The following is an 11,173-nucleotide window of genomic DNA, read 5'->3' as shown; positions in this document are numbered from 1 at the left end:
CAATTTAATATTTTGTAGAATAATAATTTGGAGCTAATCCTGCTATTCGTTGCAATCTTTTCTTTTTTTTAAGAAAAAAGAAAAGGATTTCCACTACTATCAGGGCTAGAATTTTAGAATAAATGGAAAATCAGCCTAAATCAGTTAAATCTGTGCAATCCGTGGCAAAAAAACTTAATGAAACTTAATTTCTTAATGGTTTAAAAAACTTTACACTTTAAATAAAAATGAACGCATACGTAAATCAAGAAATACTAAACAACATCGCCACCATCGAGTTTTTTCTTCCAGAAAAGAATTCTTTTCCTAGACATATTTTAGCGCAATTGGTAGAAACAATCAACAGTGTTGGAAATAATAAGGAAGTAAATGTAATAATCCTAAAAAGCGGTGGTGACAAAACCTTTTGTGCTGGGGCTAGTTTTCAAGAGCTAATCTCCATCAACGACGCCGCAACCGGAAAAATATTTTTCTCTGGCTTTGCCAACGTAATCAATGCCATGCGAAAATGTCCAAAGTTTATCATCGGACGTATTCAGGGGAAAACCGTTGGTGGTGGAGTGGGAATAGCAGCTGCAACCGATTATTGCATGGCAACACAATTTGCCGCTATAAAATTATCCGAATTAAACGTCGGAATCGGACCATTTGTAGTGTCACCAGCTATCGAAAGAAAAATGGGGGTTTCCGCCATGTCACAAATTGCCATAGACGCCAATACGTTTTATGAAGCAACTTGGGCAAGAGAAAAAGGTTTGTATGCAAGTGTATTCGAAAGTATAGAAGAAATGGACGAAGCCGTTCAAAAATTCGCCGAACATTTATGTACCTACAACCCTGAAGCCATGATGGAAATGAAAAAAATATTTTGGCGAGGCACCGAAGATTGGGACAATTTACTAGCAGAAAGAGCAGCCATCAGCGGAAGATTAGTATTGTCTGATTTTACTAAAGAAACGTTGAAGAAATTTAAGTAATTGTATACTGTAAAATGTATATTGAATACTGAAAAGAGCAATATACATTATACAACAATTCATTATTCAAAAAAAATGATATACGAATTCAAAGGGTTCATCCCAGTCATCCACGAAAGCAGTTTCATCCATCCGCAAGCCGCGGTAACGGGTAACGTGATTATTGGAAAAAATGTTTACGTAGGTCCAGGTGCCGCCATTCGAGGCGATTGGGGCGAAATCATTATTGAAGATGGTTGTAATGTTCAGGAAAATTGCACCATTCACATGTTTCCTGGAAAGTCAATGGTGCTGAAAGCCGGAGCGCACATTGGTCATGGTTCGATTATTCACGGAGCCAATATTGGTAAAAATTGTTTAGTCGGAATGAACGCCGTAATTATGGATGACGTGAATGTAGGTGATGAATGCATCATAGGAGCATTAAGTTTCATAAAAGCCGGAACGGAAATTCCAAACCGAAAAATGGTAGTTGGAAATCCGGCAACAATCATAAAAGACGTTTCCGATGAAATGTTCGATTGGAAAACCAAAGGAACAGCATTATATCAACAATTGCCAAAGGAGTGTTATGAAACATTGAAAGCTGTTGAACCTTTGCGAGAAATTCCAAAAGACAGACCAACTCAAGAAGCGTTTTACAAAACATTAGAAGAATTTAAATTAAAAGAAAATAGATAATAGAGAAAAGAATATAGACCGATTGAAAAGTCTATTTTCTTTATTCTATTCTCTTTCATCTCAAAAAAATGATAACAGAATTCAAAATGCCCAAAATGGGTGAAAGCATAACCGAAGCGACCATCATTTCCTGGTTGAAATCAGTAGGCGACTATATAGTAGCAGACGAAACTATTGTTGAAGTCGCTACCGACAAAGTAGACAACGATGTGCCCTCGCCAGTATCAGGTATCATAACCGAAATTCATTTTCAGAAAGATGACGTGGTTGAGGTTGGAACTGTTTTGGCCTTGATAGATTCAAGTCAGGTTTCAGATGGCAGTCAGCAGATTTTAACTAAAGTAGAAAATAGTCAACAAATTAGTAAGAAAGCAGAAGTCGTTTCAAATACAAAACCCGAAACTCGAAACTCGAAACCCGAAACTCGCAACTCGGATGCTTTCATTTCGCCATTAATAATTTCAATAGCACAAAAAGAAAATCTTTCCATAGAAGAACTGCAATCCATTCCGGGTTCAGGAGCTGAGGGAAGATTACAGAAAAGTGATGTTTTTAATTATTTGAAAAATAGAAAATATCCCATCCCAAGCAACCCGTCTGAAATTCAGGGGTTGTCATCCCGAGCGCAGTCGAGGGACTATCCAAAACCCAAAATCAATTTTGTTGAAGGAAAAGACCATATCGTTGAAATGGACAGAATGCGAAAAATGATTGCCGATCACATGGTATACTCCAAACAAACGTCGCCACACGTGACTTCTTACATTGAAGTTGATGTCACGAATTTGGTCAATTGGAGAAACGAAAACAAAGATCAATTTCAACAGAAATACAACGAAAAATTAACCTTTACCCCATTTTTTGTTCTGGCTGTAGCCAAAGCCATTCAGGATTTTCCAATGATTAATGTTTCAGTAGATGAAAAAAATATCATTGTTCATAAAGACATTAATATCGGAATGGCAACCGCTTTACCAAGTGGGAACTTAATTGTTCCCGTGGTGAAAAATGCCAATGAAAAAGAGTTGGGAGCCATAGCAAAAGAAGTCAATCATTTAGCTGAAGCTTCCCGAAATAATAAATTAAAACCAGAAGAAATTCAAGGAAGTACATTTACGATTTCCAATGTAGGAACCTTTGGAAGCTTAATGGGAACGCCTATTATCAACCAACCCGAAGTAGCGATTTTAGCCCTCGGAATTATTAAAAAACGTCCAGAAGTGATTACGACTTCCAAAGGCGATGAAATTGCTATCCGCAGTATGATGTTTCTTTCTTTATCCTTTGACCATCGTGTGGTTGATGGATTTTTGGGAGGATCTTTTTTGCGAAAAGCAGGCGATTATTTAGAACAATTTAGCTCCTTAACCCCCGAAGGGGAAATTTAACCCAAAACTATTTTTAGTATGCAAGATATAATGACAACATCTATTAAAATAACAAAAGTAGCGCAATCAAAAGCGAGTGAAGTTGATTTTCACAATATCATAATGGGAACCCGATTTTCAGACCATATGTTCGTTTGTGATTATCAAAACGGCGAATGGCAAAATCCAAGAATTGAGCCATTAGCTTTAATCCCGACTCATCCTGCAGCAATGGCATTGCACTATGGTCAGGCGATTTTTGAAGGTATGAAGGCCACCTTGGGAAAAGACGGAACACCCTTATTATTTCGTCCAAACGAGAATGCCAAACGAATGAATTTTAGTGCAAACCGAATGGGAATGCCTTTGTTTCCGGAAGATTTATTTGTGAAAGCGTTAAAACAATTCGCGGCATTAGAAAAAGAATGGATTCCCACACAGGAAGGCAGCGCTTTGTATTTGCGCCCGTTTATGTATGCCGATGAACCATTTATCGGAATGCGTGCGGCAACTAGTTTTAAGTTTATTATTATGGCTTCACCTGCTGGACCTTTCTTCCATAAAAAAATTAAATTATACGCCGAGAAAAAATACGTTCGCGCCGTAAATGGTGGAACAGGAGAAGCAAAAGCTGCGGGAAATTATGCCGGAGCAATTCGCCCGACAGAATATGCAAAAAAAGCAGGATACGACCAAGTGTTGTGGTTAGATGCTCATCATTTTGATTATATTCAGGAAGTTGGAACGATGAATATTTTTTTCAAAATAGGAGGTAAGTTCATTACCCCAAGTTTAACGGGTTCTATTTTATCTGGAATAACGCGAATGAGTGTAATTGATTTATTACGAAGCAAAGGGTTTGAAGTAACCGAGAGACCAATCTCTATTACTGAAATAATTGAAGCGTATCAAAACGGAACTTTAGAAGAAGCTTTCGGAACTGGAACAGCTGTTGGAATTGCCATGATTGAAGAAATAGGAAACAATGATTTAGCTATTGTATTTCCATCAGAAAACCCAGTTTCAGTAATGGTCAACGATACCTTGAATGCCATAAAAGTTCAAGATGTCAAAGATGAATTCGGTTGGATTGTAGAAGCAAAGTAATTTTTCAGCAACACAGATATAAGAAATTCAACAGATTATAAAAATTTCTCTAATTTCTCCAATCTGTGTTCCAAAAATCAGAAAAGATACAGATTATCAAATCGAAAATAAATGTTAGATAAAAAAATACTAGAAAAAGCATTTTCAACAATGGCCACTGCCAAGGCGATGACCAATTTGTATGAAGATAATTTTAAAATAGTTTCCAAATACGTTCACGCCACTTCGCGCGGGCACGAAGCCATTCAAATTGCAATGGCGATGCAGTTGTTACCCCAAGATTATGTTTTTCCATACTATCGTGATGATGCGGTGCTATTGGGAATAGGGATGCAACCTTATGATTTGATGTTGCAATTGATGGCAAAAAAGAACGACCCATTTTCAGGGGGTCGAACCTACTATTGTCACCCGAGTTTGAAAGATGTTGATAAGCCCAAAATTCCACACCAATCTTCTGCCACCGGGATGCAAGCCATTCCGGCAACGGGAGCTGCAATGGGATTTTGGTATAAAGAAAAAAGCCCCCCAACTCCCCAAAGGTGCACGTTTGCTAATGAAATTCCTCCTTTGGGGGGTAGAGGGCTCGTTGTTTGTTCGCTTGGCGATGCTTCGGTGACCGAAGGTGAAGTTGCCGAAGCACTCCAAATGGCGGCTTTAAAACAATTACCAATAGTATATTTAGTTCAGGATAACGGTTGGGATATTTCGGCAAATGCAGCTGAAACCCGAGCGCAAAATGCGTTTGAATACGCCAAAGGGTTTCACGGAATTGAAGCAATTTCTATCGACGGATCAAATTTTACGGAAAGTTATTTAGCGGTTCAAAAAGTAGTGAAAACGATACGCGAAGAACGTCGCCCGTTTTTGATTCATGCTAAAGTGCCGCTATTGAATCATCATACATCGGGAGTTCGAATGGAATGGTATCGTGATGATTTGGAAGAAGCGCAATCGAGAGATCCGTTTCCGGTTTTGATGAAACAATTAAAGGACTGCGGATTTTCAGATTTTCAGATTTTAGAAATAGAAAAAAAGGCAATTGAGACTGTTCAAAAAGATTTCGAAAAAGCACAACTAGCCGAAGATCCAAAACCCGAAGATTTATTTACGCACGATTTTGCACCAACACCAATTACAGAGGAGGTAGGCGAACGAAATCCAGAGCGGGAAAATAAAGTAGTGATGGTGGATTGTGCACTATTTGCTGTGGAAGAATTAATGAATAAACACCCAGAATGTTTGTTATACGGTCAAGACGTAGGCGGAAGATTGGGCGGTGTTTTCAGGGAAGCTGCAACCTTAGCGCAAAAATTCGGAGACGAACGCGTTTTTAACACACCCATTCAAGAAGCGTTTATTGTGGGTTCAACGGTAGGAATGTCGGCTGTTGGCTTAAAACCAATTGTCGAGGTTCAGTTTGCCGATTACATTTGGCCAGCACTGAATCAATTGTTTACCGAAGTAAGCCGCTCATGTTTTTTAACGAATGGAAAATGGCCGGTGAGTATGATTCTCCGTGTTCCGATTGGTGCTTATGGTAGTGGTGGTCCTTATCACTCTTCGTCTGTAGAAAGTGTGTTGACGAATATTCGAGGCATCAAAATTGCCTATCCAAGCAACGGAGCCGATTTAAAAGGATTACTAAAAGCAGCGTATTACGACCCGAATCCGGTGGTCATTTTGGAGCATAAAGGATTGTATTGGAGTAAAGTAAAAGGCACTGATACTGCCAGAGTAAACGAACCAAGTGAAGATTACATCTTGCCTTTTGGAAAAGCAAATATCGTTCAAGAGATTTGGGAACAAGAAACCAATGAAACGATTACCGTTATTACCTACGGAATGGGCGTACATTGGGCATTGAATGCGTCTACTACGATGAAAAATCAAGTGGAAATTATCGATTTGCGAACCTTGTATCCATTAGACGAAGAAGCTATTTTTAAATCGGTTAAAAAAGCCAAAAAATGTTTGTTAGTCACCGAAGAACCAACGAATAATTCGTTTGCTCGAAGTTTGGCGGGATTAATTCAAGAAAAATGTTTCAAATACCTCGATGCGTCAGTAATGGTCATTGGTTCGGAGAATATGCCTGCGATTCCGTTGAATAGTACTTTGGAGTTTACGATGATTCCAAATGCGGATAAAGTGAGATTGAAGATGGAGGAATTGTTGGAGTATTAGTTGACCGTTGTCGGTTGTCGGTTTTGAGTTGTCCTGCCGAGCTAATTTACACTGAGTGTAGTCGAAGTGCAGTCGAGGTATTCTGACCACCAAAAACTGAAAAATAATTACTTTTTTTAGGAGCATTTTCCAGCTGTCCACTATATCTTTTTATCTCGTTTTAAGAACGAGATAAAAAGGATGCCGTTCCCATCTGGGCAAAAAAAAAACCGCAACTCTCGTAACGGTTCTATTTTTATCTGCCTACTAAGTACTGAACACTTGTCTGCCGACAGGAAGACTGATTACTTCTTCTGCGGTGGATATTGCGCCAAAATTTTGGTAACAAACTCTTTAATTAGTGCGTCTTTTTTATTCGTGTCCTTGGTTAAAACACCAATTCCTTCACCTTGCCAAATTAATTCTTTTTTCTTAGCATCTATCAAATCGATGAATAATGTACCTTCAACATATCTGTTTACAGAAGTATTTCCACCCCACATCCATGGATCCCAACCCCAACCCCAGCCATAACCCCAACCCATATTGAATTGGTTCACATCTACTTGCTCACGTTCTTTTGTAAAAAAATTGATTAACAAATCGGGTGTTTCACTTTTAGTCAACCCTTTGGTAGTTAAGACTTCGTCAATAGAGTTCAGAATTCTTCTTTTGTCTAAATCCGATATTTCAACTTTGTCAATTCCAGCTTTGTAAAAAGCGAAGGTTTTATAGGAAGTAAAATCTACTTTTTTATCATAATCTGAGTAAACTTTTACAGCACTACAAGAGCAAAGTAGCACTACGAAAAACGAAAAAAATACAAACTTTTTCATGGTTATAATTATTGGTTACAATAAAGCATCATCAACTATAGTAGGGATGGTTACTTTCAATAAAGGTTGCGTTTCCATCGCTCTTTTTATAGCAAAAATAGCGCCTTCGTTTCGTGCCCAACTTCTTCTAGAAATTCCATTGTTCACATCCCAGAAAAGCATTGATTCTAGGCGTTTTGACGCTGTTGTAGAACCATCAAGAACCATACCAAATCCTCCATTAATTACTTCGCCCCAACCCACGACGCCGCCATTGTGTATCGAAACCCAAGTGGCACCACGGAAGCTATCACCTATGACATTTTGTATGGCCATATCGGCAGTAAATCTTGAACCGTCATAGATGTTAGATGTTTCTCTGTAAGGCGAGTCAGTTCCCGAAACATCGTGATGATCACGACCTAAAATGACGTAGCCAATTTCACCACGTGCAATGGCTTGGTTGAAAGCTTCAGCTATTTTTATTCTACCTTCGGAATCGGCATACAAAATTCTAGCTTGTGAACCAACCACTAATTTATTTTCTTGTGCGCCTTTAATCCACTGAATGTTATCGGCCATTTGTTGCTGGATTTCGGATGGAGAATTTTTCATCATTTCTTCAAGAACTTCGCAGGCGATGGCATCAGTTTTTGCTAAATCTTCTGGTTTTCCAGAGGCACAAACCCAACGGAATGGCCCAAAACCGTAATCGAAACACATGGGTCCCATAATGTCTTGAACGTAACTGTTGTATTTGAAATCGATATGATTTTCAGCAAAAACATCGGCTCCAGCACGAGAAGCTTCGAGTAAAAAGGCATTTCCATAATCGAAGAAATACGTTCCTTTTTCGGTATGTTTGTTGATGGCTGCCGCATGACGACGCAGTGTTTTTTGAACTTCTTCTTTGAATTTATCCGGATTGTTCGCCATTAAATCATTTGACTCTTCAAAAGTAAATCCCATTGGATAATAACCGCCAGCCCACGGATTGTGTAGTGATGTTTGGTCGGAACCCAAATCGATATGCACATTTTCTTCGTCGAAACGTTCCCAAACATCCACTACATTTCCTAGATAAGCTATAGAGACCACTTCATTGTTTTCTAATGCTTTTTTAACTCTTGGAACTAGTTGGTTAATATTTTCAATTACTTCATTAATCCAACCTTGTGAGTGACGAATATGTGTAATTTTCGGATTAACTTCAGCGCAAACGGTTATACACCCTGCAATATTTCCGGCTTTCGGTTGTGCGCCACTCATTCCGCCCAATCCAGAGGTTACGAATAATCCACCTTTGGGAGATTTTTTTATTTTTCTAAATCCGTTTAAAACGGTGATGGTGGTTCCGTGAACGATACCTTGTGGACCAATATACATATAACTTCCGGCGGTCATTTGGCCGTATTGGGAGACACCTAAGGCATTCATTTTCTCCCAATCATCTGGTTTGGAATAATTGGGGATAACCATTCCGTTGGTAACCACTACTCTTGGCGCTGCTGCGTGTGATGGAAATAATCCCATAGGATGACCGGAATACATAGCTAAGGTTTGCTCGTCGGTCATTTCAGCTAAATATTTCATGGTTAATAGGTATTGTGCCCAGTTTTGAAAAACGGCCCCATTACCGCCATAGGTAATTAATTCATGTGGATGTTGCGCCACCGCATAATCCAAGTTATTTTGAATCATGAGCATGATGGCTTTGGCCTGTTCGCATTTTCCAGGATATTCGGAAATGGGTCGGGCATACATCTTATAATCGGGGCGAAAACGATACATATAGATGCGTCCGTATTGTTCTAATTCTTCTTTGAATTCTGACAAAAGAGTTGTATGATGATGAGGTTCAAAATAACGCAATGCATTTTTTAGGGCTAACTTTTTTTCTTCCTCCGATAGAATTTCTTTTCGTTTTGGAGCATGGTTGATTTCTGCTTCATACGGTTTTGGATTTGGGAGAACGGATGGAATTCCTTGTGCTATTTGTTCTTGAAATGTCATTTTAAGTTAATGATTTATAGTTTGTTGTTGGCTATTTATTCTTACTCGTCACTAATCACTTTTTGATAGTTCCAGTTTTTTTGTCAAATCCATATGGACAATGACGGCAACCACTTTTACAACAATAGCCACGTTTTAAGTGATATTTTTCAGTAAAGCAACGATATCCTTCAGGTGTCAAATAATAATCTTCGCCTTCAATTAATTTATTTTCGTTATTTTGGTCATTCATAGCTACAAATTTAAAGACTTTCTAAGTAATGATACTAGTCGTTTTAAAATATTTAATTCCAAGAGGTTTTAATAGCATTGCTGTTTTTCCCTTTATTTTTTTAAAATTTAAGGAAAGTAAAAATGATTTGGTGTTGTTAAATCATGAAAAAATACATCTTCGTCAGCAATTAGAATTGCTTTTTGTGCCTTTTTTTATTTGGTATGGCTTAGAATTTGTAATTCGCTTTTTTCAATACAGAGATTGGAAAATAGCATATAGAAACATTTCGTTTGAAAGAGAAGCCTATGAAAATGAGAAAGATATTAACTTTTTAAACAATAGGGTCTTGCTTAATCATCTTAAATTTATAAAAAAATAATTATTTTTTGTTTAAGTTTATTTTTCTACTTTTACAAATGTCAAAATTATTTCAAAATGAGGAAGTTACTGTTTGTTTATATGTTTGTCTTATCGGTTAATTTACAAGCGCAACTTTATGTAAGCAATAATAGTTATGTGTTCAATAGAAATTCATATGTTTATGTTACTGGTGCCGTTGAACTGAATGGGACAAACAGTAATTTTTATCTAAGAAATCAAGGGCAACTTCTTCAAGGTACCACGGGTACTTCAGCAAACAGAGGAACAGGTAGGTTATCTGTTTTTCAAGAAGGAACAGTCAATAATTTTGCCTATAACTATTGGTGTTCACCAGTTGGGAATGCTTCGGCTACGCCAGGAAATGAACCTTTTGGTATAACAATGTTACATGTTCCTACCACAAATATTGCTTCAACACCTGCTATCGTCAGTGCTTCATTCAATGGCGTTTCAAGTGCTGGTTCAATGGCGATTGCATCCTATTGGATTTGGCGATTTTTGTCTTCTACAAACTATTCTCAATGGGTTCATTCACAAGCTAATACAGATATACAAGCTGGAGAAGGATTTACCATGAAAGGGACAAGTGGATCAGATGCAACGAATGTTGGTGAACCAGTAGTTAATAATCCTGGAAGCGCACAACGTTGTGACTTTAGAGGAAAACCAAATGATGGAAATATAACCATAAATGTAGGGTTGAATAGATTTACTTTAACAGGAAATCCTTATTCTTCTGCTATTGATTTAAATTCTTTTCTAACTGATCCTTTAAATAATGCCATTGATGGTACAGCACTTTTTTGGGAACAAGATAAAACTGTAAATTCTCATAATATAGCACAATATAGAGGCGGCTATGGGGTTTATAATGGAAGTACTAGTGTATATACTCCAGCTACTTTTTATACTTACGATTTAGCTGGAAATCAAGGATCTGTTTTTAGTAATCCAAATAATGTTTATCAAAGGAGATTTTCGCCAATTGGTCAAGGTTTTATGGTAAGAGGTGCAGCTAATGGTACAGTTCAAATGCGAAATTCATATCGCCTTTTTCGCAGGGAAGGTGTTGCAAACAACTCACAATTTGAAAGAAACTCTAATGCAGTTCAAGCGGCGGATCATGGTTTTTTTGATGATATACCTAATGTTGCAGGAATAGATTATACACAAATAAGTAAAAGTCCTACACCGCATTTTATTGTAAATACATCTTTAAATAACCAAGCAGTTAGACAAATTGCAGTTTGTTTTCTTCCAACTGCCATTGATGGAGTCGATTTAGCTGACTCAAAGTTTCCAGCAGCAGAAGCTGATATTATCGCAGACATGTATTTGGTTTTAAACAATGAACTTTATGTTCACTCAACGACTAGTTTTGATGAAAATAAAAGATTTCCAATTGGTTTTAAAAATGCAACTAATGGTTTGTTTACTTTTACTATTAAAGTA

The 11,173-nt window shown here is 37.7% G+C and carries 10 protein-coding genes; 7 read left to right on the top strand and 3 right to left on the bottom strand.

Annotated features, from left to right (window positions below):
- The first annotated feature begins 227 nt into the window (after positions 1–227).
- The 5 genes from ACK5ON_RS08375 to ACK5ON_RS08355 all read left to right on the top strand — a co-directional run bounded on the left by ACK5ON_RS08375 (position 228) and on the right by ACK5ON_RS08355 (position 6,319).
- Positions 228–977, top strand: coding sequence for an enoyl-CoA hydratase/isomerase family protein (locus ACK5ON_RS08375; RefSeq protein ID WP_409821610.1), 750 nt, complete (start codon positions 228–230; stop codon positions 975–977).
- Positions 978–1,052: 75 nt separating this feature from the next.
- Complete coding sequence (locus ACK5ON_RS08370; RefSeq protein WP_409821608.1) at positions 1,053–1,658, top strand: transferase hexapeptide repeat family protein; 606 nt, start codon at positions 1,053–1,055, stop codon at positions 1,656–1,658.
- A 68-nt stretch (positions 1,659–1,726) separates the two neighbouring features.
- Positions 1,727–3,046, top strand: a complete 1,320-nt coding sequence (locus tag ACK5ON_RS08365) for a dihydrolipoamide acetyltransferase family protein (RefSeq protein ID WP_409821606.1) — start codon at positions 1,727–1,729, stop codon at positions 3,044–3,046.
- A gap of 18 nt (positions 3,047–3,064) precedes the next feature.
- Positions 3,065–4,132, top strand: coding sequence for a branched-chain amino acid aminotransferase (locus ACK5ON_RS08360; protein WP_409821604.1), 1,068 nt, complete (start codon positions 3,065–3,067; stop codon positions 4,130–4,132).
- Between the two features lie 111 nt (positions 4,133–4,243).
- The gene (locus ACK5ON_RS08355) at positions 4,244–6,319 is read left to right on the top strand and encodes a thiamine pyrophosphate-dependent enzyme (RefSeq protein WP_409821602.1); all 2,076 of its coding nucleotides are present in this window, start codon (positions 4,244–4,246) and stop codon (positions 6,317–6,319) included.
- A gap of 284 nt (positions 6,320–6,603) precedes the next feature.
- On the opposite strand, the gene ACK5ON_RS08350 is transcribed toward ACK5ON_RS08355, so the two are convergent.
- Genes ACK5ON_RS08350 through ACK5ON_RS08340 form a run of 3 tightly spaced genes read right to left on the bottom strand, consistent with a single transcriptional unit; the run spans position 6,604 to position 9,358 of the window.
- Complete coding sequence (locus tag ACK5ON_RS08350; protein ID WP_409821600.1) at positions 6,604–7,134, bottom strand: DUF4136 domain-containing protein; 531 nt, start codon at positions 7,132–7,134, stop codon at positions 6,604–6,606.
- A gap of 15 nt (positions 7,135–7,149) precedes the next feature.
- Positions 7,150–9,126 carry a urocanate hydratase gene (locus ACK5ON_RS08345; protein WP_409821598.1) on the bottom strand — a complete coding sequence of 659 codons (1,977 nt, stop codon included), beginning with the start codon at positions 9,124–9,126 and terminating at the stop codon, positions 7,150–7,152.
- A 55-nt stretch (positions 9,127–9,181) separates the two neighbouring features.
- On the bottom strand, positions 9,182–9,358 hold the full coding sequence (locus ACK5ON_RS08340; protein ID WP_396175818.1) for a DUF5522 domain-containing protein: 177 nt from the start codon (positions 9,356–9,358) through the stop codon (positions 9,182–9,184).
- A gap of 31 nt (positions 9,359–9,389) precedes the next feature.
- Here ACK5ON_RS08340 and ACK5ON_RS08335 point away from each other — a divergent pair, with 31 nt between their 5' ends.
- The gene (locus ACK5ON_RS08335) at positions 9,390–9,719 is read left to right on the top strand and encodes a hypothetical protein (protein WP_396175830.1); all 330 of its coding nucleotides are present in this window, start codon (positions 9,390–9,392) and stop codon (positions 9,717–9,719) included.
- 56 nt (positions 9,720–9,775) lie between these two features.
- Positions 9,776–11,173: secretion protein (locus ACK5ON_RS08330; protein WP_409821595.1), on the top strand; the 1,398-nt coding region annotated here is incomplete at its 3' end.

The sequence above is a fragment of the Flavobacterium sp. genome (assembly GCF_046317795.1).
In the GTDB taxonomy this organism is placed as follows: Bacteria; Bacteroidota; Bacteroidia; order Flavobacteriales; family Flavobacteriaceae; genus Flavobacterium.
This window is presented reverse-complemented; position numbering and strand designations above follow the sequence as displayed.

Bases quoted from the DNA above. Each gene is read 5' to 3' on its own strand.
- ACK5ON_RS08375 (WP_409821610.1), top strand. From the start codon at position 228: ATGAACGCATACGTAAATCAAGAAATACTAAACAACATCGCCACCATC.
- ACK5ON_RS08370 (WP_409821608.1), top strand. From the start codon at position 1,053: ATGATATACGAATTCAAAGGGTTCATCCCAGTCATCCACGAAAGCAGT.
- ACK5ON_RS08365 (WP_409821606.1), top strand. From the start codon at position 1,727: ATGATAACAGAATTCAAAATGCCCAAAATGGGTGAAAGCATAACCGAA.
- ACK5ON_RS08360 (WP_409821604.1), top strand. From the start codon at position 3,065: ATGCAAGATATAATGACAACATCTATTAAAATAACAAAAGTAGCGCAA.
- ACK5ON_RS08355 (WP_409821602.1), top strand. From the start codon at position 4,244: ATGTTAGATAAAAAAATACTAGAAAAAGCATTTTCAACAATGGCCACT.
- ACK5ON_RS08350 (WP_409821600.1), bottom strand. From the start codon at position 7,134: ATGAAAAAGTTTGTATTTTTTTCGTTTTTCGTAGTGCTACTTTGCTCT.
- ACK5ON_RS08345 (WP_409821598.1), bottom strand. From the start codon at position 9,126: ATGACATTTCAAGAACAAATAGCACAAGGAATTCCATCCGTTCTCCCA.
- ACK5ON_RS08340 (WP_396175818.1), bottom strand. From the start codon at position 9,358: ATGAATGACCAAAATAACGAAAATAAATTAATTGAAGGCGAAGATTAT.